Origin of the sequence: Roseimaritima multifibrata, assembly GCF_007741495.1 — a bacterium.
Lineage (GTDB): Bacteria > Planctomycetota > Planctomycetia > Pirellulales > Pirellulaceae > Roseimaritima > Roseimaritima multifibrata.
Genome location: NZ_CP036262.1, coordinates 3,668,540 through 3,692,161 on the forward strand (window position 1 = coordinate 3,668,540; position 23,622 = coordinate 3,692,161).

At 54.7% G+C, this 23,622-nt stretch carries 11 protein-coding genes; 3 read left to right on the top strand and 8 right to left on the bottom strand.

Features of this window, described 5'->3' with window-relative positions:
- Positions 1 to 90: 90 nt before the first annotated feature.
- Positions 91 to 2,418, bottom strand: coding sequence for a serine/threonine protein kinase (locus FF011L_RS13300; RefSeq protein WP_145352120.1), 2,328 nt, complete (start codon positions 2,416 to 2,418; stop codon positions 91 to 93).
- On the bottom strand, positions 2,415 to 2,978 hold the full coding sequence (locus tag FF011L_RS13305) for a sigma-70 family RNA polymerase sigma factor (RefSeq protein WP_145355317.1): 564 nt from the start codon (positions 2,976 to 2,978) through the stop codon (positions 2,415 to 2,417). Before FF011L_RS13305 ends, FF011L_RS13300 begins: the two co-directional genes overlap by 4 nt.
- A gap of 2,209 nt (positions 2,979 to 5,187) precedes the next feature.
- Here FF011L_RS13305 and FF011L_RS13310 point away from each other — a divergent pair.
- Positions 5,188 to 8,019, top strand: coding sequence for a DUF7507 domain-containing protein (locus tag FF011L_RS13310; protein ID WP_145352121.1), 2,832 nt, complete (start codon positions 5,188 to 5,190; stop codon positions 8,017 to 8,019).
- Positions 8,020 to 8,094: 75 nt separating this feature from the next.
- On the opposite strand, the gene FF011L_RS13315 is transcribed toward FF011L_RS13310, so the two are convergent.
- From FF011L_RS13315 to uvrA, 6 genes are all read right to left on the bottom strand, one after another.
- Positions 8,095 to 8,715: a 3-keto-disaccharide hydrolase gene (locus FF011L_RS13315; RefSeq protein WP_145352122.1), complete on the bottom strand. Its 621-nt coding sequence runs from the start codon at positions 8,713 to 8,715 to the stop codon at positions 8,095 to 8,097.
- A gap of 302 nt (positions 8,716 to 9,017) precedes the next feature.
- Positions 9,018 to 10,157 (bottom strand): hypothetical protein, encoded by a 1,140-nt coding sequence (locus FF011L_RS13320; RefSeq protein WP_145352123.1) that lies wholly within the window; start codon positions 10,155 to 10,157, stop codon positions 9,018 to 9,020.
- A gap of 81 nt (positions 10,158 to 10,238) precedes the next feature.
- The gene (locus tag FF011L_RS13325; RefSeq protein WP_315851689.1) at positions 10,239 to 10,901 is read right to left on the bottom strand and encodes a hypothetical protein; all 663 of its coding nucleotides are present in this window, start codon (positions 10,899 to 10,901) and stop codon (positions 10,239 to 10,241) included.
- A gap of 121 nt (positions 10,902 to 11,022) precedes the next feature.
- Entirely contained in the window at positions 11,023 to 12,381 is a 1,359-nt protein-coding gene (locus FF011L_RS13330; RefSeq protein ID WP_145352124.1) for an outer membrane protein assembly factor BamB family protein, read from the bottom strand.
- The gene (locus FF011L_RS13335; protein ID WP_145352125.1) at positions 12,381 to 14,114 is read right to left on the bottom strand and encodes a redoxin domain-containing protein; all 1,734 of its coding nucleotides are present in this window, start codon (positions 14,112 to 14,114) and stop codon (positions 12,381 to 12,383) included. Before FF011L_RS13335 ends, FF011L_RS13330 begins: the two co-directional genes overlap by 1 nt.
- A gap of 215 nt (positions 14,115 to 14,329) precedes the next feature.
- On the bottom strand, positions 14,330 to 21,001 hold the full coding sequence (uvrA, locus tag FF011L_RS13340; protein WP_145352126.1) for an excinuclease ABC subunit UvrA: 6,672 nt from the start codon (positions 20,999 to 21,001) through the stop codon (positions 14,330 to 14,332).
- A 237-nt stretch (positions 21,002 to 21,238) separates the two neighbouring features.
- Here uvrA and FF011L_RS13345 point away from each other — a divergent pair, with 237 nt between their 5' ends.
- Positions 21,239 to 21,517 carry a FeoA family protein gene (locus FF011L_RS13345; RefSeq protein WP_145352127.1) on the top strand — a complete coding sequence of 93 codons (279 nt, stop codon included), beginning with the start codon at positions 21,239 to 21,241 and terminating at the stop codon, positions 21,515 to 21,517.
- On the top strand, positions 21,514 to 23,529 hold the full coding sequence (feoB, locus tag FF011L_RS13350; protein WP_145352128.1) for a ferrous iron transporter B: 2,016 nt from the start codon (positions 21,514 to 21,516) through the stop codon (positions 23,527 to 23,529). The genes FF011L_RS13345 and feoB overlap by 4 nt, the downstream gene beginning before the upstream one ends.
- Positions 23,530 to 23,622 lie beyond the last annotated feature (93 nt).

Consider the following 23,622-nt stretch of genomic DNA (forward strand, 5'->3'; position numbering starts at 1 on the left):
TCGCTGTCGCGGGGCCAAATCAATCGCTTGCGTGATGTTCCTGAATACTCGCTTGCGATTCGTGCTTGTATACGGGGGGGTTCTGCGGGGCTAGTTCTCCTGCCCGTAGGTTTCCCACCACAGGGAAGCCGATTCTTGGTCCCAGGGATAGTTGTTCTGGATCTTGCGGAGCTGCTTGCGTAGTTCGTCGGCGTCTTGCGGTCGATTCCCCTTATCTTTTTCCATGCACCGCCGAATGATGTCGGCCAGCGGCTTTAAGGAGTCGTCCGCAAGCAGTTGGTCCAGTGGAGTTGGTGCTGCTTTTAGAATCAGTTCAAACATTCCGCTGGGGTCGATTTCAGAGAACGGTTGCCTTCCCGAGAGCATGAAATAGCCGACAGCTCCAAGGCTGTAGATATCGGACCTGGGATCGGTTCGACCCGGATTCCGAAAACGTTCAGGCGCCATGAACATTGGCGTCCCTGCCCAGACGCGTTCCTGCGTCATGAACAAGTTGCTGTCGTTTTCAGTCGGTTTCGCCAGCCCGAAATCGAACAGGACTGCCCAGTCTTGTTCGGGGCCCCGAGGGGCAAGCATCACGTTGCGCGGTTTGACGTCTCGGTGCACCAGGCCCAATCGATGAGCTTCGGACAATGCGTCACACAATTGAACCAGCACATGGACCACCCGCCCCGGTGCCATCGCACCGCCTCGGACGACGGCTTGATGGACCGTAATGCCCTCCAGCAGTTCCATCGCGCAGTAGGCTCGCCCGTCTGCGGTCCATCCATAATCAAAAATGGAAACCGCGTGGGGGCTCCGCAAGCAGGCGGCAAGTTGAACTTCACGATCAAAACGAAGCGTATTCTCCCTATCGAAACGGTCCGGACGGATCACCTTCAGCGCTGCAGGACTTTTCATCAGTTGGTGTTGTGCTCGAAAGACAATCCCCATGCCTCCGCTGCCAAGTTCTTCTAACAATTCGTATCGTCCCAATTGATCCTCATCCGATTCACGCAGATTGCAGATCTTCCGTTCCAGTACGAAACCAGTCACTGCGGCTCCGAAGGTCGACACGATCACCAGACCACCAAGCAGGTACTGGAGAATATGGAGCGACGAAAATGCATCGGCCGATGGCATTTCAGCTAGAATCCCCAATTGCAATTCCGGGACCCACCGCCAAGCCCCAATCACTTGGACGCCCAAATAGTTTCGGTAGGGTTCGATCGTCTGGCCATTCAGTTTCACCGCGGCGCGGCTGGCCCCAATTGTTAACGGCAACGTCCGCAGCGGCTGATCGAGCGGGTGCTTGGGGGTTAGTATCCTTCCTGGATCGCCAGCCCGAATTTCCAATAGCTGAGCCGAATCGGGGGCGGCGGGAATCAGACGTGCAGCGATGACCTTGGGGGATTGCCTTAGTTGAGAGCGGATCCGACCTCGGTCATCAATCGCGTAGACTTCGCCCCTCGCGTCAAACTGCAGCTTCTGAAAAATCTCATTTAGATCTTCATCCAGTCCCATATTGCGGAACAAAAACACTGCCTCCGGAGCTCCGTTGCTTCCACGGACCGCAATGGCGATCGCCAACCAGGGGCTGTGAGGAACGAAACCTTCCGACGATGCGCGAGCATCGCTCCATTTGGATTGATAGAAAACGGTTTCTCCAGCGAATCCCCGACTTAGTGCCGGACTAAACTCGGGGGCGATCGAAGTTCCGATCACGTCCCGTTCCTCATTCGAACTGGCCAGGACGATGCCACTTCGATTCCACAAAACGTATTCGGGTTGCGGGCCGACTAGCGACTGGAACTGCGCCCGTATTTTATCGCGGGCACTTGCCAGTTCGTTTCGCCTTTCCAGTTCGTCCGGTTGTTGCGTTGCAGCTAACAGGAGACGCACTTGATCCGTAATCACGATGTCATCAACCCAGTGCTTGATCTCTTCGCTTTTTCTTCGAGTCCAGTATTGGACGGTCAAGTGGGAGGTATCCCCGATCGTCTGAAGCTGCGAATAGCGGGCCTCTTCGATCCCCGTTTGTATCTGTTGCTGGATCGCCAAAACCAACATCAAAACGGGGAGTCCCACTAACAACGCGAAAAGTAACGGAAGCAGAAACAAACGCCGCGATCTTCGCGGCGAAACCGATTGGCTTCCATGAGCGGCTCGGATCACCGAGGGGAATTCCGGCAGCGAGGTTTTCGCAGCTCCGGCGTTTACCTCTGCTTGGCCCTGGTCCTCTACTGCCGGGGCCGCGTTGACCGTCGTCCCTTCGATTCGTGCAGCTTCCGCATCATGGAATTGGAGCAACGAGAGGACTTCGCGGCGGAGGACGACGTCGGTGGTCTGTTGCTCAACAAAAGCGGCCCGCTCACCCAGCGGCAATTCTTCTGCGGCTTGGAATAGGGCTCGCGCTTTCGCATACTGTTCGGGGGTCACGATTCCAATTCTCGTTCGAGTTCGCGGCGGAGCCACGCGCGAGCCATTGCCCAATCCTTCTCGACCGTCCGCAACCCGATCCCTAGTTCTGCTGATATCTCTTTCATCGTTAGCCCTCCGAAAAAGCGGAGTTCGACGACGTTCGCTTGGCGGGGATCCAGGACCTTCAGTTGGTCCAGTAGGCCGTCCAAGGCAAGTACATCTTCGTCTTGCTCGATCTGAATGGTGATACTGTCATTTAACGGGGTGCGTGCCCAGCCGCCGCCCCGCTTAGCCGCTTGGACTCGACGAGCATGATCGACCAGAATGCGCCGCATCACCCGAGCACCAATCGCGAAAAAGTGAGTTCGCCCTTGCCAATCAACTCGACGTTGATCGACCATACGAACATACGCTTCATGAACCAGCGAAGAACTGGTCAATCGCTCGCGGCTCGGTTCGTTTGTTAAAAAACGTGAAGCCATCCGCTGAAAATCATCGTACATCGCAGAGAACAACGCATCGGCAGCGCGGTTCTCACCACGCTGCGATCCAATCAAGTTGTCCGTCACGGATCCCATAAACAGGCGACTCAAAGAGTTAAATTCAGGCTGCCCAACGTGAATCGTAATTAGAAGAGAGAAAACGAAAAGAGAGCAGTTAAAGGTCCAGGAAAACCACCCCCTAAGAGATTAGTACATTATCGTAGCGGCCACCCCGATTATGCAATGTCAGGTTGACGATTAGTGTCATTTATCCGCTGTTTCGCTGCATAAATGCGTCAACTTGCGGAGTCGTTAATATGGGGGGATGGATGTGCGGAAGGCCGCAAAAGTCCCGGATTGTGCGTTCCGAATACGAACCCCGGTGAGAGACCCTGGAACCGTTCGACATACCGGGCAGTCACACTGAGCGGAGGCGTCCCCCTCGAATTGACCGCGTAAATTTTCTGCGCGCTAGGTCGTCAAACACCGTTAAGCCGGTTAACTGAGCGGTTCAGATTCTCGGCGACCGCAGATTGCTGAGTGATGGATTCGAGCGAAAGGGGAGAAACGCTAAGTCGGTAGGTGGTGCGCCGATTCGAGTAGCGATTCTAGTAGGAGTACGAGTAGGAGTACCGGGCTGCGCTCGGAGTACGATTCATTGCCTAACGTTGGCCGTCATCTGGGGCTATCGATCAAATTCCCGCTGGTAAAGCGATACCATCCGGCTCTCGATCCGCTATGTGGGGCGGGCTTCATGTCCTACTCGTACTCAGCGAAGCGGTGCTCGTACTCAGCGAAGCGGTGCTCGTACTCAGCGAAGCGGTGCTCGTACTCGACTCCCGCATTGCATTCGACGGCACCTCGACCGCGCCATCGGAACGTGGGAGCAAGTGGTTCAGACCTTTGGCGACGACAAAGCGACAAAGCAACGTATTCGACCGAATGGCGAGAAACGCTAATTCGGTCAGTAGTGCTGAAAATGGTGCGCCGGTTCGAGTACGAGTACCGGGCTGCGCCCTGAGCACGAGCACGAGTACGAGAAGGGGGGGACGAGCACGGCTTCGCAAAGTACGAGTACCGTACTCAGCGAAGCGGTACTCGTACTCGACTCCCGCATTGCATTCGACGGCACCTCGACCGCGCCATCGGAACGTGGGAGCAAGTGGTTCAAATCTTTGGCGAAAACAAAGCAACGTATTCGACCGTAAGGCGAGAAACGCTAAGTCGGTCAGTAGTGCTGAAAATGGTGCGCCGGTTCGAGTACGAGTACCGGGCTGCGCCCTGAGCACGAGCACGAGAAGGGGGGGACGAGCACGGCTTCGCAAAGTACGAGTACCGTACTCAGCGAAGCGGTGCTCGTACTCGACTCCCGCATTGCATTCGACGGCACCTCGACCGCGCCATCGGAACGTGGGAGCAAGTGGTTCAGACCTTTGGCGACGACAAAGCAACGTATTCGACCGAATGGCGAGAAACGCTAATTCGGTCAGTAGTGCTGAAAATGGTGCGCCGGTTCGAGTACGAGTACCGGGCTGCGCCCTGAGCACGAGTACGAGAAGGGGGGGACGAGCACGGCTTCGCAAAGTACGAGTACTCGTACTCAGCGAAGCGGTACTCGTACTCGACTCCCGCATTGCATGCGACGGCACATTCGGCCGCGTCGTCGGAAGGTGGGAGCAAGTGGTTCAGATCTTTGGCGACGACAAAGCAACGTATTCGACCGAAAGGCGAGAAACGCTAAGTCGGTCAGTAGTGCTGAAAATGGTGCGCCGGTTCGAGTAGGAGTACCGGGCTGCGCCCTGAGCCTGAGCACGAGCACGAGCCCTGAGCCCTGAGCACGAGTACGAGAAGGGGGGGACGAGTACCGCTTCGCAAAGTACGAGTACCGGATTCAGGGCTTTAACGGTCGCACGGCGACGAAGGCTGCTACCTCGCCTGCAGGGCTGGGGTGACCGGTTTCGACAACTTCATTCGCAAACGGGATCGATCACCGTTATCCACCGGGCAATAGACTTCCAGCCCGCAAGCTTGATACGGCGTTTATCCTGCTCGCACAGGTTTGTTTCCGCCGTTGTGTTCGTTGCGGCCTTGAAACGCTTTGATCTTCACCGATATCGCGGCGAAAGGCTGCTGCCAGCCGCTGCAATCCGCACGACCGGCGCAGTCGCCTGCAGGTGGTTGTTTTTTCGCAACCCTCAAGGTTGCTTTTCGGCATCATTGCACTAGCCGCGTGCTAGGTTTCCAAGGGCAAGTTCCGCCCTAATTCGATCATCCCTTTCCAGGGTCCATATTATCTAGCGTGACAATGATGCGGTTTGCAACTTCCACCACGAACGCTCAGCAAAGGCGACTGACTTGTTTAGTCATTTCGCTACTCGCTGGATTGTGCGTTGTCCTCGCTAGTGGTTGCACCCGATTGCGGTTGCCTCAGATCGACAAGACAGGATCCTGCTTGTTCGCTCCTTACCCAGAGAATAGCACCGAATTATCATTGGGGTGTGGATGTTTTTCATGCTTGTCCGGAAATCGAAGTGGTTGCTTAACCGGAATCGGTTCCAGCTGCTGCCTTACGGGTGGAGGGAAGTGCGGTGTTGGCGGTTGCTTTAAATCCCTCCTTCCGGACCCAGCGTTCCCCGAACCTGCGACGCCTCCAGAATGTGGCGTTGCTCCAAATGCCGCGGCGAACCCAGATGTCTGTGTTGATGGATCGGGTTGCCAAGAGTGTGCCGATGGTCCTCCCGCCGTCTTGTTCGGGTGCGAAAGTGAAGCTCGCAAGTTACCGACAACAGGAAAACGGGGCTGCATCCTGCTTTCTCCACAACGAATCGTTGCCCCGGTTGGCGGCGAAGTTCTATTGTTGTCCGGAGTTTGCGGCGATGACGGTCACCTGATGGTCCGCGAACCTTTGGAATGGATGTTAACTCCCGACAGCGTCGGCCATATCATTGACGTCGGGGACGACGATCCAGGGATCCTGCATCGTTTAGCCAAAACACCCAAAGCCGACAAGCGGAGCGGAAGCTTTGCACGTGGCGTGACCAGCACCAAAAAGATGTTGATCACCCGTGGGAACAAGAACCTGCAAGATGATGTTCGCCTTGAAAAAGGGCAGACTTGGATTTCCGTTAGCAGTCCCAGTGAAGGGACCAGCCGAGTCACCGTACTTGCACCCGATAGTGATTGTTGGGACCAACGCAAAGCGACAGCGACCATCTACTGGGTGGACGCTCGCTGGCAATTTCCTGGTCCGCAGGTGCTTGTCGCAGGAACACCAACGTCGCTGACGACTCGCGTCACACGAAGTGAAGGTTCGATTCCGGCGGAAGGATGGGTCGTCCGTTACGAAATCCTCAATCCCGAATTCGCCACCTTTGAAAGTGGAACAAACGTCAGCGAAGCGGTCGTCAACAGCAATGGCGATGCGACGGTGAATGTCGTTCCAACACCAGGGACCAGCGGTACCGCTGGGGTTTCGATGACGGTCATTCGTCCTGCCGGAACTTCTGGCGACATGCCAAAAATGACGCTCGGCCAGGGGCAAACCACCATCACATGGAGTGCTCCTCGCTTGCGAGTCCGTGCCGGAGCTCCACCGGTGGTGGGATACGAACAATCCTTCCCGATCGCGTGTGAAGTTGCGAACCCTGGAAATCTGGATGCGGAAAACGTGTCGGTAAGTTTGCAATTGCCAGCCGGTGTCACCGTAGAGAATGCCGATTCGTTCGCTCGGATCGTCGGTAACCAGATCATCTGGGAGATCGATCGTATTCCTTCGCAACAACAATGGGACATTCAAGCAACGCTAAAAGCCAAATCGACACATCTATTGGAATTCCAAGCTCGAGCCGACCAGAACCTGTACGCCGAGGATTCGGTCCAGGTCGATATCTATCGACCCGCCCTTTCGCTGGGCATCCAAGCGGTCGTTCAGCCCGGAGAAAATGTCCAGGTTGGCCAGGAAGTGACGTTCAATATCGATGTAACCAATTCAGGCGACCGGCCGCTAAGCAATGTCAACTTAGAATCGGTCGGCGACAGTGGGATGATGCACCTACAGACAGGGAATCCACGTGCCTTTCGAACTCGTGACGAAGGTCCGTTGCAACCTGGTGACACCTGGCAAATCGCGACGACCTATGTCCCGACCACCCCAGGTCAACGTTGCTTAACCATTAATGCGACGGCGGACGGCGAACAATCCGCTAGCGATCAAACCTGCATTACCGTCCTGAATCCGATCCCCGCGACGCCAGCGATGTCGGCTCGAATTGAAAGTTTGCCGGTATGGCAAATGGGCAACGATCAGGTCCTGTTTCGCTTTCGAATCCTGAATAGCGGTCGCGAACGGCTTCAGAACGTGCGGGTCGTCGCATCCTACGATCCTCAATTAGACGTCCTGCAAACAACACAAATCGGCTGGGACGGCAGCCAATTGGCCCAGTACAAACTGAATTGGCTGATCCCGTTTATCGAACCTGGACAGGAACAAGTCGTTGAAGCTCAGTTCCGAGCCCTCCAGCCCAACCCTCAATCGTTGATGGTCGTTTCGGTTACCAGCGAGAATGGAGCGTCGTCGTCCGACCAATACCAATTTGAAATCCAACCAACCGTTAGCCAGCCGGCTCGTGTGCAACCGTCCACACCCGTGCTGCCACCTTCGACGCCTATCCCGGAAATCCCGTCCACCCCGATTCCTCAGACGAACGGTTCGCCGTCAGGCCCCGCATCCAATGCGGCTCCGCCGATCGCAGCCGCTCCAGGGGCACTACAGTTGCGACTGATTGCCTTGGACAATCCTGCCGAAGTGGGACGACGGATTCGTTTCCAGTTGGTGGTCACAAACGATCGTGATGTCCCAGACAGTCAGGTTCAGCTTAGTTTTCCGCTTCCAACGGGGACAAACATTCAAAGCATTTCCCAGACGATGAACCCTGGTGGAGAACAATTCCGCACGTACGCAGGATTGATCCAGATGCCGGAATTAAGACAGATGACGCCTCGTGAGACCGTCACCTACACGATCGTGATGACCAGCAACCAGGCTCAACAGATTCGCTTCGAAGTGACCGGCAAAAGCCGTCAAGCTCCGCAGGGCGTCTCGGTTGTTGAACGAGTGAACGTGCTACCGCGTCAGTAGGATCGCGGTTAACAAATAAAAACGCCGAGCCTTCACACAAACAAGTGTGAAGGCTCGGCGCGATCTAAAGTTCCACTATTCAATCGGTTGAACTTCGACTTTTCGGATGCTTACTTTGCTGCCGGGATCGTGCTGCTGGAAAGCGAATTGACCTTCTTTGAAGGTTTTATCGAAATCCAAGAATTCGTACAATTCTTTCCCGTCGACGGTTACCTTGATACGAGTCAATTCGCGACCGCGCCAGACGTCGTCGCGGACTTCTAATTCGTATGTGAACCAGGTGTTGGGTTTGACCAGTTGGTCGTAGACGTGGCACATCCCGTAGATGGAACCGGTACGGATTGGGTCGGTATGGGTGCTGTCGATCTGAGCTTCATAGCCATCGGAAAAACCGGGACGACGAGTGGTCCGGAAATAGAGCCCGGAATTGCCACCATCATTGATCATGATTTCGGCACGGTAACGAAAATTCTTGTAAGCGTCGCCGGTAGTGACCAGCATTGAAGCGCCACCGGATCCAGCCAACGCTCCATCCTTAACTTCCCAGTGGCTTTTGTCGTTGCCGATCTTCTCCCAACCATCCATCGTTTTCCCGTCGAACAAGGAAATCCACTTTCCGTCTTCAGCCGACAGATCGACATTCCCAAAAAACAAAAACAAAGCAGCAGCGGACAGTAAGGTACGAACAGCGGTCATGTTGAAATTCCAAGCAGGGTAGAAAGTTAATTAAACGAGCGGGAAATCACAGGCAAAAGCAATTCCACTCGTTTTACCGGTAAGGCAGCCTATTCTAACAACGCCGTCCTCCAAAGTTTGCTGCGCCCCCAATAAATCTCATTTCCCAACACAAAAAAAAGGCGACAATCAATAGGGGACTGTTTCCGAGTGGGATTGCTGCTGTGCGGTAATGCATCAGAACATCCCAACCCGCTGCGTAAGCGAGGGACCGGGCGAGAATACCGACGCTAACCGGTCCAGCGACGTGGCTGCCCGGATCCCTACTGCAATTCAAAGCAAAGCGTTTCCAGTATGTTTCCGTTAACCTGCAGGCTTAGGCGATGAGTCCCCGGGTAGAGCTTGTACGTTGTGGCGTTCGCTCTTAAGACATGCCGTTTTTTGAGCGTTTGCGATTGGCCTGACGCTAGTTCGATTTGCTTCAGTTTGTGAACCTTGGGCGCTCGGGTCCCGTTTGCTTTGACGAAATCGATCACGAAATCAATTAGTAAAGACTCTTCACGCTCCGCTGTGATGTCGAATGAAAACTCGACCGCCTGTCCGGGCTGAATCTGCTCGTTTTCAAGCTGAAAGTTTGCGATCTTGATTTTTGGATCACGGCGGAAACCAAGAAACTTCAACGCTTTCGCATCCCCTTTTTTGACCAGCGTTCGCAACGCATGTCGATTCATCCATGCTAATTCGGCGGGAGCCTGCTTGCCCGTCTTCTGCCAGCGTGTGAGGGTTTCTAGCACCAAAGCGGCGTCGATTTTTGAAATGTCGTTTAGATGATTGGCAACTGATCGGGTTACGTATCGCGTCGGATCGGCATGCAGGCTATCGAGAAACGGGATCGTTGCACTGGCCGGCAGGTTCACTCGCTTGGACCATGGTAGAAACGGCCGAGTCCCCTCACTGACAAGTCGACGCACATGATAGTTCGGATCGTTTGCCCACTTGGTCAATTCGACCAGCGTCGCTTCCGGGTGGGTAAGTATGAATTCACGAATCGCATCCTCCATCGAAAACCGCTGAGTGATCGCTTTTAAAGTTTTCAGCGAAACCGCGACATCCCCTTTTTTTAATCCGTTGCGAGCGACGAATTCACCCAGTGGCGCAAAGATGAAATCGCCAAAGTCATCATCCGTTTGGGTTGGATCAAGCGGAGGTGGCAACGCTGCGACGATCTGTTTGGTTGCCTGTTTGTAATTGGCGGACAGGAATTCGTTCAACTGATCAGCGATATGAGCGATCCGCTGTTTCAGCTCTAAAGCTGAAAAACCTTTCATCGTCTGCGAGACAAAACGCTTCTTTTCAAAACTGGCGTCAGCGGAATGAAAACGATCAGCGAGATATTGGACGCGTTCCCGGTTGAACAGCTGGTCTTTTAAACTGAATTTCTCGCCCGCCGCTTTCGTTGCCATCCTGAAATCCTCGGACTTGATCGTCAGCAAGAAGGGGAGTGGAGGGTGGCAACGAAACTCGGTTGACTACTGCAGAGCGAACTATTTAGATCGCAAGACGACTTCGTCAAATGCGTCCATGTCGTCAAACGATCCGATCCCAATCCGGCCTTTGCCGAACCTTTTGTCATTGACCGACAGGTGAGGCGTGGTCATGTCGTCGAAGTAAATTTCGATCGTGCCTTTCTCGGCATCGCGAACCAATTTCACGGTATGCCATCCGTCGGACCAGGGAGTCAACTTTTCGTTGTTGGTTAGATTGGTCCGAGGAGCGTCCTTCACGATGAACACCTGACCGCTGTTCTGATCCGGTTTCGCACCCAAGTGGATGTAGTAATAGTTGGTCGGATCTTGGTAATTGAAAAAGACGCAGCAGTCCCTGTGATTGCCGGTGTTTTTCGTGTTTTTCACTTTGAAGGTCAGTTCAAAGCTGTCAACTTCGATGTCTTTGATCAAAGCGATATGCCGTGGGCTGCGGACCTTCGGTTCGTACTCACTTTCACGGCGAATGATCGACAGGCTTTTGCCCATTCCGTGCTCTTCTAGTTTCCAAGAAAGAGGATCGACAATATCCCAGCGATCCGTCCCGTCTTCAAAATCTTCTTGGAACAAAATGGTCTCTTCGGCTTGCAAACTTGAACTGCCAAGGCCAACGATCAAGGCGGGAATCAAGATTCCTAAAGACATCTTGGAAGCGGCGAACATAGACTGGGGCTCTTAGGTAGGAGTCGTGCATTCTCAATCGGGTACCGTCATGGCACCGGGTGGTAATGCAACATTATAGCCCCGGAAGAATTACCATTACAGCTACTGGTAACTTTATCGATCACTCAGCCGCCTGCTGGTCCTGATCCGCGATGCAATAGAGTTTGGATTTGGTTCGGATCAACAAAGCGTCGCCCGAAATACTCGGCGAAGCGATCGACAATTCATTTAGCGGATTCGTGTTTTTCAATGCGAATTCGTCCCCCGCAGTAATGACGTACGTCAGTCCATCTTCACTCAAGCAGTAAATCAAACCGTTTGCTGCCCACGGAGACGCCGTAAACGACCCTCCTGGTGAGAATCGCCGTTTCCCGTAGATTTCTTCTCCGGTTTTGGCGTCATGGCAGGTCAGAAAGCCTTGGTCGTACAGCGTGTACAGACGGCCGCGGTAGACAAGCTGCGATGTGTTATAAGGTGATGCCCGCGGTTGGTACCACTGGATGTACTCGCTGTTTTCAAACCCATCGCCAATTTTCAATTCTCCGCTCGCACCAGGCTTCATCGCAAAAGTCGGACGGTGTGCGTCGCCAACGTATCCAGACGCCAAATAGCAGAGACCATCGACAGCAAAAGGGGAGGGGATCACCAGGACGGACATGTCTCCGTCGAATTCCCACAACAGTTCTCCGGTCAGCGAGTAGCTTCGGTTCATTTCCCGTCCGGCAACGACGATCTCAGTGCGAAGTTCATTTTCCCAGACCAGAGGCGTTGCCCAAGAATGAGTTTCGTCACGTTTGGTTTTCCAAATCGGAGTTCCCGTTTTTGCATCAAACGACGCGATCCACGATTCTTCTAGATTGTCGTAAACAACGATGACTTGACCGTCATGAACGACTGGCGAGGAGGCGGCGCCGTAATCCAAATTCGTTTTCTTTGCAGCGATCGGATGGCTCCACAGCAGTTCTCCCGTCAGGCTGTAACAATACAAACCGACATCGCCGAAAAGCACATACAACCGTTCGCCATCGGACGTCGGCGTTTCCGCCGCATAAGAGCTCTTCGGATGTCGCGGTACATTGGGGCGTCCCGTTTTCGGTTCGTGCTGCCAAAGCGATTCACCGGTGGACAGGCTAAAGCAGTGAACCTGCCAATGATGAATGCCGGGCGCAGGTTCGCGGACACCTTGCCCAAGGTACAAACCCTTTTGCGGTTCGGTCCCTTGTTCATCCGCGACGACTGTTGAAACAAAAACGCGGTCGCCAACAATCACGGGACTTCCCCAGCCGATACCAGGGATGTCGGCCGACCAGCGGACGTTTTTGGTTTCGCTCCATTCCACTGGCAGTTCGGTATCGACTGACAGCATCCCGGTCGCATTCGGGCCACGGAAACGTGTCCAATCTTCCGCACCGACGGGGAGGAGGGCAACATTCAAAAAGACGAAGGATGCCCAGCACGCTGCGAAAAGAAAGGGACGCATTATAAATTGTTCTTTAGAGGGATCGTATCCATAAAACCAATCATCATCTCTTCAAAGCTCTGATCCCCCCACCGAACCTCTTTGTTGGGATCAGGATTGGTTAAATTCGCTTCGCTGTTATCGAAGACGGCTGTACACAGAATACGTGTCCCGGCGGGGAGAGTCAGGGGTTCTTTTAAGAAATATTTTAGTTGCCAGTTGAAATCATAGTTCGGAACGTCCAGCAGAACCTGTTTCCGCCCGTCCGGAAATTGGGCTTCGTAGCGAAACGATTTGCCTCGCACGTGCATGTGTGGGGTCATGCTGACCAATTGTTCATCCTGCCGCGAAATGTAATTGGCAAGAACGACATGGTTGGCGTCGCCGGGGGGAATTTTGAAACGGGTATTGATCGCCAATTGTCCGGTTAAAACACGCCGCACATTTTCCTTTTCAGTAAAACAAAACCCAGCATAACTGAGGTCTTTCTGCGCCGATCCGTTGGGCGTGTAGTGCATTTCAAACAACAGCCGACTGTTCGCCGCGACGCGGATCGCAATCCCGTCGGTAAGCTCGATTGGCGGAGTCCCCGGGGCATAACCAGCAACGATCTGACGCAGGTCCTGCCGGGTCGCTCCTTCGGGAATGACGTAAACCAAAATGTGATGGACCACGGTGCGACAATCGGGGCGTGCCTCGGCCGCCGTAATGTATTTGTCTTCCTTCCAACCGGGGTCCACGATGAATCGTTGATAGTCGACAATTCCTTCGGCCGGGACGTCAAAGGGGACCTTGTCCATTTTGACGATTTGGTCGGGCTCGGGGATTTGCCAACCGGGCGTCCAGTTGGGCGTCGGCGGGAGGTCTTTTGCGTCACCTTCTGGCATCCCGTTGTCCACCCAGGTTTCCAGCAATTGACGATCCTCCGGCGAGAGACTGGGATCATTGGAAAACGAGCCATGTGCTGGGTTGGCGGACCATGGAGGCATTCGCTTGTCGTCGAGGACCTCCAGAATGGTTTCCTCCCACCCGATAAGATCGTCGTAGCTTGAGAGCGTGAAGGGAGCAATCTCTCCCTCGCGATGGCAGCTAACGCAATGGGCGTTCATGATCGGAGCAATGTGCTTGGTGTAGGTCACATCACCATGCGGTTCAAGCGTCTTCAGCCGTCCGATATGGCACCCCACCGCTTCCGTGTTAGGAACGGCAATCGGTTTCCCTGCGAGTAGATCTTCGATTGCGTTTACCAGCTCCGGCGAAGCCTCTCGTTCTCGAGAGTAACCAACACCATATTGGTCATCGATGCGGCCGTGATAGCGGATCTTTCGTTCCGAATCCAACAGAAAAACCTCGGGGGTTCGCTCGGCGCGAAACTGGTCGGCGACGCGGCTTCCCGGGTCCTTCAACATCGGAAACGAGATGTGATGTCGATGAACGTATGCGGCAATTTCGGTAAGGCTGTCCTGGGAATTCGAATTGATCCCAATCACCTGAACGCCTTTGTCGGAAAACCGTTCTTGGATATCGTTCAACCGCGGCCCGTAAAGTTTGGCCAGCGGACATTCGGTCCCAAGGAAAACCACCGCGACCAAGCGTTTGTCTTCAAAGTCTTTCCAGGCGATCGATTTCCCATAGCAATTATCTAACTGAAATTCGGGAACCGATTGCCCGACCAATGCTCGGTCTTCCGCGGAAACGGTCAAACCTGTGTTGGCCAGCAAAGCGAAAAGAACGGTTAACACAAGCAAACGCATCTCAGACCCTCGGATTCAAGGAAATTCAGAAGCCACAAAAAGACTGCAATCACCAGTCAATCGGTAGAAATTGTCGTTGATTCTGGACGAGGCGTCCACAGCGAAACCGTATCGTTCTGTACGACAAACCACGCAAACGCTCAATTGTAATGGGCGTCGCAGGCCTGCGACGCCTATTCAACGATAACCGATTGGGACAACCGTCTGTTCGTATTTTATGCGAGGGAGCTATTCAGGTGACGCTGTAAAAAGGTTCTCAATTTCCCGCTTCGCAATTGGTCGAAATCCGTCAGATGGATCGTGACGCTGGTCGTGCCATTCCGTTCGGAAATCGCCGTTTCATGGACATCCAGTCCCTGTAAACGCCCGTGATCGACCGCTTTACCAGGTCCATCAATCGTCAGTTTCAGGGCGTCGGGTGCTTTGGTTTCCAGCACGGCCCACAAATCGTTGGCCCCTGGATAGCGAACCGACACCCGATCGGGCTGTTCGAACGTTAGGGCATCTTCTCCGGCGATTGATTCCATTAAATCGAAGATACCATCGACCATTTCCAACGGCCACGCAGGATGCTCATCTTCGGGAAACCCTTTGGCCAGCGTGTGCCAGTTTCGTCCTAAGACCTGCCAAGGCAACATCCCACGGGGTTGCGTGTCGCTGGCGTTGTCGTCTTTGACATGTGCTGCGGGATCGGTATCGCCCGCACCGTTGTCGGTACCGGGCATCGTATCTGCGAGAATCGATTCCAGGGAATGCTCACCACTAGTGGGTGCGGGGGAATCGAAGGAAATTTTCTCGGCGTTCGAGTGATCTAAAGCCGCTTGCAGAAATTCACCCGTATAGCTGCGTGGAGTCTTGGCTCGAGCTCTACCCCGAGCGTTCTTTGCTTTATCTGCGTATTCGCAGATATGCTCTGGTGCCCCGGCCACTACGACTCGCCCGCCTTCGGCTCCAGCTTCGGGGCCGATATCGACGATCCAATCGGCGCACTTAATGATGTCTAGGTTGTGTTCAATAACCAGTACCGTATTGCCCGCTTCGACCAAACGCTGAATCACGGCCAGCAGTTTGATAATATCGTCGAAGTGCAAACCGGTCGTCGGTTCATCAAGCAAGTAGATCGTTCGCCCGGTGTCGGGACGAGCCAATTCAGAGGCCAGTTTGACGCGTTGGGCTTCACCACCGGAAAGGGTCGGAGCGGACTGCCCCAGCGTGACATAATCAAGGCCGACGTCACAGATCGTTTGCAGAATGCGTGTGATCCGGTCGTGTCCTTCAAAGACTCGCAGTGCTTCGCGGCAGGAAAGGTTCAGGACATCTGAAATGTTGTGCCCGTTGTACTCGACGGCCAGAACATCGTCGGTGTAACGCTTTCCATGGCACTCTTCGCATTCGACCCAGACATCGGGGAGGAAATGCATTTCGATTTTACGTTGCCCAGCTCCCTCGCAGACTTCGCAGCGTCCCGCAGGAACATTAAAACTGAACTGCCGAGCGGTAAATTTTCGTTCGACCGAGGCTGGTAATGCAGCGAACTCGTTGCGAATCAATTCGAAGAGTCCGGTGTAAGTTGCCGGATTGCTTGACGGCGTATTTCCTAACGGCGATTGGTCAACGCGAATCACTTTGTCTAGATTGCGAAGCCCTTCGATACGTTCATGGCGGCCAGGTTTCAGGCGAGCACGATGCAGCAAACGAGCGAGAGCGGGATAGAGGATGTCGTCAATCAGCGAACTCTTACCGCTTCCCGAAGGGCCGGTGATCGCGACAAAGACACCCAAAGGAATCGATAGGGTGACATTTTTGAGGTTGTTTTCGCTCGCCCCGTAAATCGTCAGCCAATTCGGGTCGGCCGAACCGGAGCCGGTCTTCTCTTTTGCAGCCACCACAGGCCGTCGATTCTTGGGATACGGAATCGAACGGGTGCCATTGATATACGGAGCCGTCACCGAATCTTCGATCGGTTCGACAGCGTTCGGCGGACCATGGGCGACGATTTGGCCACCATAGCGTCCGGCGCCCGGGCCAAAATCGAACAGATGGTCGCTTCCTGCGATCACGTCGTGATCGTGTTCAACGACCAGCAGCGTGTTGCCAAGGTCTCTTAAGCGGTGCATCGCTCCTAGCAGACGTTGGTTGTCACGCGGATGCAGGCCGATCGTTGGTTCATCAAGAACATACAACACGCCACACAACCCGCTTCCCAGTTGCGAAGCAAGCCGAATTCGCTGAGCTTCGCCTCCGGACAGCGTTGCCGCCCCACGGCCGATGGTCAGGTAGTCCAGTCCAACATCAAGGAGGAACTGGGTGCGTTGTTTGATTTCACGGATCAATTCCCCAGCGATCTTCTTTTGCCGACGATCCAGTTTCCATTTGCCAACCGTCTCGGAAAGCCGTGACAGGGGCATACGGACGTAGTCACCGATCGTCAGTCCGCCATACCTAGCGGAAGCCGCAACCTCTTGAACTCGCGTCCCTTGGCAGGCCGAGCAATCAATTTCGTCGACGTATTGGTCCAGACGCATCCGCAACTTGGTCGAAAGCCGGGCCGCCTCTTCCAGTGCGGGATAGAACCCTTTGAACTGGAATCGGAACAAGACAGGCGAATCGTCTGATTCCAGTTGTCGGTCTGCATCCGCTTCGGCTTGGCTGGATGCCAACTGGGAAGCCGTTTGTTTTGCCTTTTTGCCCTTCTTTGTCTGTTGTGCGGCGCGTTCACGATCGAGTTCGATGTCACGTTGGCGGACTTCAATCCAGCGACTTCCACAACCATGATAAAGAACACGACGATCGAGTACCGGCAATTCGTCGACAGGAACATCGACGGGGATTCCCGTCATTCTGGATAGCGCCAACAGCATCCAGCGAGCGACCGCATGGTTCAGGTTAGGCCAGAGCAGGGCAGCCCCTTCTGCTAAGGTCGCCTTCGGATCCGACAGCAACGCCAGCGGATTCGTCCCGGTCTGTGTCCCCAGTCCATCACACTGCGAACACCATCCGACAGCCGAATTGAATGAAAAGTGATGGGGTGTCAGTGGGGTAAACGAACGGCCACATTGTTCGCAGGCTAAGTGTTGGCTATGCCGAACCTCGGTCCATTGGGTTTCGTCGCGTTGGTCGTCAGCGAGTGCGATCTGGATGACGCCCACGCCCAGACTGAGCCCCAGTTCGATACTGTCAGCAATCCGGCTTTGCTCTTCTTCGCGGATCACGATTCGGTCGACCACCACCTGCAGGCGATGATTCACGCGAATGTCCAGCGGCGGCGCTTCATCGATGGGATAGGTTTTTCCGTCGACGCGAACGCGAGCGTACCCGTTCTGCTTCAGTTCATCCCACATTTCCTTCGGGTCTTGCTGCGGCGATCGTTGGATCGGAGCAAGCAGCAACGCCCGAGTCCCCTCGGGCAACTTCATTACCTTGTCAACGATCTGGTCGGACGTCTGCGTTCCGACGGGAATCTGACAGGTTGGGCAATACATTGTTCCGGCTCGAGCCATCAAGATCCGGAAGTAATCGTAGATTTCGGTGACCGTTCCCACGGTACTGCGCGGCGAATGCCCTAGGTTCTTTTGCTCCAGGGCAACCGCTGGTGACAATCCCTCGATTCGTTCGACCTGTGGTTTCTGGACCTGGCCAATAAACTGCCGAGCATAGGCGGAGAGGGATTCCACATACCTTCGTTGGCCCTCGGCATAAATGGTATGCATTGCCAACGACGATTTACCACTACCGCTAGGCCCACAGAAAACGCTCATCGCATCCCGTGGAATGCTGGCACTGACCGACTTTAGATTGTGCTGTTCCGCATTGAGTACGGTGATCGCGTTTGCGGGCGTCGGCCCTGTTTCCTTTTCGACCGAACGCTGCTGCGGATTTTTCAAATCTTCCCGTTCGATTCCCATGACCTTTGCTAAGGCTCGACCGGTATGGCTGTCGGGATGGGACGCGACGACCGCTGGAGGCCCCTCGATCAACAGATGCCCACCACCGATGCCTCCTTCGGGGCCCAGGTCGATTACCCAGTCCGCCGTTTTAATCACATCCTGGTTATGTTCAACAATCAGGACCGTATTGCCAAGGTCGGTCAAACCATGAAGGACATTTAGCAACAATCGAATGTCGGCAAAGTGCAATCCAGTGGTCGGTTCGTCCAGGACGTACAGCGTCCGACCGGTCGATCGTTTGCTTAATTCCCGCGACAGTTTGATACGCTGGGCTTCGCCGCCGGAAAGCGTGGGCGATGGCTGTCCCAGTTTCAGATATTCCAGGCCGACATCCACAAGCGTTTGCAATTTTGTGGCGATCTTGGGGATGTTGCTGAACAGCTTAAGCGCTTGCGCGATATCCAGTTCCAACACATCTGCAATCGAATGCTTCTTAAACTGGACGGCCAACGTTTCTCGGTTGTAGCGATGTCCACTGCAGACAGCACAGGAAACCCAAACGTCTGCCATAAAGTCCATTTCTAACTTGTTGGCTCCGTTCCCTGAGCACGCGCTGCAGCGTCCGCCTTCGACATTAAAACTGAATCGGCTGGCGGTGTAACCGCGTGCCTTGGATTCTGGCAGGTTGGCAAACAGGTTTCTGATTTCGTCAAAAACCTTGACGTAGGTTGCGGGGTTGCTGCGCGGGGTTCGCCCGATCGGGGTTTGATCGATCGCGATCGTTTTGTCCAGGTGTTCGAGGCCCTCGATCGATTCGTGGGCCCCCGGTTCCGATTCGGCTCCGTTTAGGTCGCGGCGCAGCGCCGGTTCCAAGATATCGCCGATCAGCGAGCTTTTACCGCTACCGGAAACCCCGGTGACACAGCAGAGTGTTCCCAAGGGGATGGTGACATCAATGTTCTTTAGATTGTTGTGCGTCGCTCCACGAATGGTGAGTAAACGCTCATCCGGTTCGCGTAGTTTTGACGGGATTTCGATCTTCTCTTCGCCCGACAAATACTTGCCGGTGATGCTCTTCGGCTTGGAAGCCAATTCATCGCAATCCCCAACCGCCACGATCTGTCCACCACGGACGCCGGGTCCGGGGCCAAAGTCGACGATCAAGTCGGCCGCTCGCATCGTATCTTCGTCATGTTCGACGACGATTAACGTATTTCCTGTGTCTCGCAGATGCAGTAACGTTTCGATCAAACGATCATTGTCACGCGGATGCAAACCGATCGATGGTTCGTCCAAGATATAAAGGACGCCGACCAATCCGCTGCCGATTTGTGCCGCCAAACGAATACGTTGTGATTCGCCGCCGGAAAGGGTGGGCGCCGTTCGGGCCAGAGTCAAATAATCCAGTCCGACGCCTAGCAAGAAACCGATTCGCGTACGGATTTCTTTGAGGGCTTCCTCGGCGATCCACTGTTGGGTGGGATCAAGATCGACATGCGAGAAGAACTGCTGCAGCTGATCGATCGGAAGGTTGGATACCTCGGCCAGAGAGAGTTCAGGATGTTCGAAGTTTTCGTCGGCTGTCGTTAACCGAACCGCCAACGCCTGCGGGTTCAATCGCTTCCCATGGCACTCTGGACAGTCCATCGTGCTCATGTATTTTTCTAACTGCCGCAGCTGCATCTTGTTGTTGGACGTCCGGTAGCGTTCCAGCATTTCTGGAATCAGTCCATCAAAGCTACCCTGGTACTTGGTCGCTTTGCGGCCGCCTCGCCAAACAAAGTCAATCGTTTCTTCGGCGCCCCACAGCCAAATGTGCTGTGCGGCCTGCGGGAGTTTCTCCCACGGCGTTTTCAGCGAGGTGCCCGTGGGAAGTTCCAGCTTTTGGTCGATCCACTTGGCAACGCCATTGTAGATGTGTTTGCGATAACGTCCCAAATCGGCCCAGGTGCCCAGCAACGTGATCGCGCCATTGCGCAGTGACAATGTTTCGTCAGGGATCAGCAATTTGGGGACAAAGGTGTACAGGTGCCCAAGTCCGTCGCACCCTTCACACATCCCCTGCGGGCTATTGAAACTGAACAGTTGCGGAGAAGGGGCTGGGAAGCTTTGCCCGCACTGGCCGCACGCGTACTGCGATGAGTATAAAATCTCGCGAGCAGAGCTGGGGATTTGGACTCCTTCTGCCTCATCAAAATCATCGTCGATTTCTTCGTCGTCGACGGGATCGTCCGGCGTCCGAACCTCGACTTCGTCAACTTCATCCAAGTCCACGCCCCCTTCCGAGAGGGTCGTGATCAGGTTTCCTGCACCTAGTTTCAAGGCGCTATCGACCGCATCGCCCAAACGTCCGCGTTCCCGTTGGTCGGGCGGCACTCGGTCGGTTACCACTTCAACATAGTGGCGTCGTTGGCGATCCAAAGCCGGCGGATTGGCCAGAGAGACGATCTGCCCGTCGACACGTGCCCAGCCGAATCCCCGTTTGCGAAGGTCTTCGAAAAGGTCGCGGAACTCTCCCTTTTGGCTGCGGATCACCGGAGCCAGGATGGTCAGCGTTGCCTCTTCGTCCAGTGCAAGGATTCGCCCCAGGATTGCGTCGCGGGTTTGTGCGGCGATCACCGTCCCGCAATTAGGGCAATGAGGCGTACCGACGCGAGCAAACAAGACGCGTAGAAAATCGTGGATCTCGGTGACGGTCCCCACCGTACTGCGGGGGTTATTGCCGGTCGATTTTTGGCTGACCGAAATCGAGGGGCTCAGACCGCTGATGTATTCCACATCCGGTTTGGGCATCTGCCCCATGAACTGCCGCGCATAGTTGCTTAGCGATTCGACGTACCTTCGCTGCCCCTCGGCATACAAAGTATCGAACGCCAAGGAGGACTTTCCGCTACCAGAGACCCCGGTAAAACAGATCAACTTCCCTCGCGGCAAACTTAAACTGACGTCGCGAAGATTGTGCTCGCGAGCCCCGCGGACCGTAATTTCAGTAGTCGTCATAACTGTCTGTGTCGGGTGCCCAGCCTAGGCGGAATCGTGAAACGGAGCGCATCGCCGGCAAGAACGAAGATTCCAATTGTCTTTGCCAAACCCCGTTACGAACAGGGGGCAAGAGGATCGGAGCCGCCGAGTCGGTTAAGCGTTGACAATGGCGTCCGGATCAGGGACAATTGAAGAATCTAATGAGATTGATTCTCATTTACCCGCCCGGAATCTCTTTCCCAATTCTGAGACGCCATGTCGATCATGATTCAGCCTGAGGTTTCCCCGGTGGTATCGGACGAGACCGGACCTCAATCGCTCACGAAGGTCGCTTCGCATTGCTTGGAAATCGTTGGGTTTGGCCTTCCTGCGGATCAAGAACACCGGTTGAGAACAATGGGGTTATTCGAGGGCCAATGCCTTCAATTGATCAAGGCATCCAACCCCGTCATTGTGAAGGTTGCGGGAGCTCGCGTCGCCCTCGCTCGCGAGGTCGCCGATTTCATTTACGTCTCGGCAGTTAGCGATTCATGAGCCTCCCAATTGTCGATCCGAAAGAAACGTCGCGGATCTCAACGCAAAACGAACCGGGTTCGATCAAAACCGTTGTCTTGGTCGGCAATCCCAATGTGGGCAAGACGTCGCTGTTTAATCGGCTGACGCACATGCTGGCGAAGACGTCGAATTTTGCGGGAACCACTATCGAACGTCGCGTCGGGATGTACCATCCGACCAAAAATCTTTCGCTGCGGTTGGTCGACCTGCCGGGCATCTACTCTTTGGATGGAAAAACTCGAGAGGAAACGGTTTCTCGAGAATACCTGACAGGCGAACAGGCCGGGGCCAATATCCCCCCCGCAGATGCCGTATTGGTTGTCGTTGACGCCACCAATTTAGAACGCAGCCTATTCGTGGCTCGGCAAGCCTTGGAACTGGGGAAACCGACGGTCGTTGCCATCAATTTGGCAGACGTTGCCGAGAAGCAAGGGATTCAGATCGACCATTCGGGCCTTGCATCCAAATTGGGATGCCCCGTCGTCTCGGTTTCCGCGCGAACGGGGGCCGGAATCGACCAGTTGGGGCCGCTGCTGACCGCTGCGACGACCACCGATGCACAGGGGTCCACCGCTCCAGAATGCACCAGCTGCTTAACCTGTCCTTATGCGCAAGGTCATCAATGGGCTGCATCGCTCGCTGCGGAAACGTCCACAAGAAAGATGATCGCATCGGCGGAGTGGACCGATCGCGTTGATCGCTGGGCGACCCATCCAATGGTCGGCCCGCTGGCCTTTTTTGGGGTCATGCTGACACTCTTTGCGTTGATTTTTTGGCTGGCCCAATTCCCGATGGAAATGCTCGATTCGATTTTCGGATTGGCAGCCGGCTGGGTCGGATCGATTCTTCCCGAGGGGGATTTCCAAAGCTTGATCAGCGATGGGTTGATTGCAGGCGTCGGCGGCGTGGTGATTTTCCTGCCGCAAATCATGATCCTGTTTTTTGTCCTGACGCTACTTGAAGATTCGGGTTACCTGTCGCGAGCCGTTGTGGTGGTGGACCGCTGGATGCGGCACGTCGGTTTGCCCGGGCAGGCGTTTGTCCCATTGCTGACAGCTCACGCGTGTGCGATTCCCGCGATCATGTCGACCCGCGTGATCGAAAATCGCCGTGATCGCTTGGTTTCGATTATGGTCATCCCGCTGATGACCTGTTCGGCACGGTTGCCGGTTTACGCGATGATTGCCGCGATGCTGTTTCCGAACCAGGCACTCTATGCGGGGCTTCTATTCGCCGGAGCCTATTTCCTTGGCATGGTGGCCGCTTTTGCGGTCGCGTTGCTGATGAAATTGACGATTTTGCCTGGTAAGCCAGCACCATTGATTCTGGACCTGCCTCCTTATCGCATGCCATCCTTCCTGAACGCGCTTCAACATGCGTTTGACCGCGGTTGGGCATTCATTCGAGATGCCGGCACCGTGATCTTGGTTTTGTCGATCGCTATTTGGGCGATGTCGACTTACCCCAAAATGTCTGAGGAAACTTTTGAAACACAACTGGCCGCCAATCAAGTGGTCGCTGCGGATTTGGACGAGGACGCGGTTGAGCGTCTGGAAATGCAGTATGGTCAAGAACACTCGGCGCTTGGGCGAATCGGCAAAGCGGTCCAACCAGTCTTCGCGCCCCTTGGTTTTGACTGGAAAACAAGCGTAGGAGTGATGGCATCCTTTGCGGCTCGCGAAGTCGTTGTTTCGACTCTTTCGATCATGTACGGCATGGGAGACGACCCGGGTGACGAAATCGAAACGCTTCATACCCGGCTAAAAACAGCAACACGCCCCGACGGTAGTCTTGTCTTTGACACCGCCACCAGTATCAGTCTGTTGGTCTTTTTCGTCTTGGCGATGCAATGCTTACCAACGCAAGCGGTCACGATGAAGGAAACAGGTTCTTGGAAATGGGCCTTTTTCCAGTTCGCCTACATGAGCGTCCTCGCCTACACCGCAGCTTTCGCGGCAAGGCATCTGGTGCTGGCCTTAGGCTTTGCCTAGCTTCTCTCGGTGCCCGAAAACAACGGTGGGGATTGCGCACTAGCAAAAGCGGTCCCCCCCGCTGCGGCAAGCCATCCGGAAAAGAGCGTTGCG

Coding starts and splice junctions, on each gene's coding strand:
- FF011L_RS13305 (WP_145355317.1), bottom strand. CDS start 2,978: ATGGGATCCGTGACGGACAACTTGATTGGATCGCAGCGTGGTGAGAAC.
- FF011L_RS13310 (WP_145352121.1), top strand. CDS start 5,188: ATGATGCGGTTTGCAACTTCCACCACGAACGCTCAGCAAAGGCGACTG.
- FF011L_RS13315 (WP_145352122.1), bottom strand. CDS start 8,715: ATGACCGCTGTTCGTACCTTACTGTCCGCTGCTGCTTTGTTTTTGTTT.
- FF011L_RS13320 (WP_145352123.1), bottom strand. CDS start 10,157: ATGGCAACGAAAGCGGCGGGCGAGAAATTCAGTTTAAAAGACCAGCTG.
- FF011L_RS13325 (WP_315851689.1), bottom strand. CDS start 10,901: ATGTTCGCCGCTTCCAAGATGTCTTTAGGAATCTTGATTCCCGCCTTG.
- FF011L_RS13330 (WP_145352124.1), bottom strand. CDS start 12,381: ATGCGTCCCTTTCTTTTCGCAGCGTGCTGGGCATCCTTCGTCTTTTTG.
- FF011L_RS13335 (WP_145352125.1), bottom strand. CDS start 14,114: ATGCGTTTGCTTGTGTTAACCGTTCTTTTCGCTTTGCTGGCCAACACA.
- uvrA (WP_145352126.1), bottom strand. CDS start 21,001: ATGACGACTACTGAAATTACGGTCCGCGGGGCTCGCGAGCACAATCTT.
- FF011L_RS13345 (WP_145352127.1), top strand. CDS start 21,239: ATGTCGATCATGATTCAGCCTGAGGTTTCCCCGGTGGTATCGGACGAG.
- feoB (WP_145352128.1), top strand. CDS start 21,514: ATGAGCCTCCCAATTGTCGATCCGAAAGAAACGTCGCGGATCTCAACG.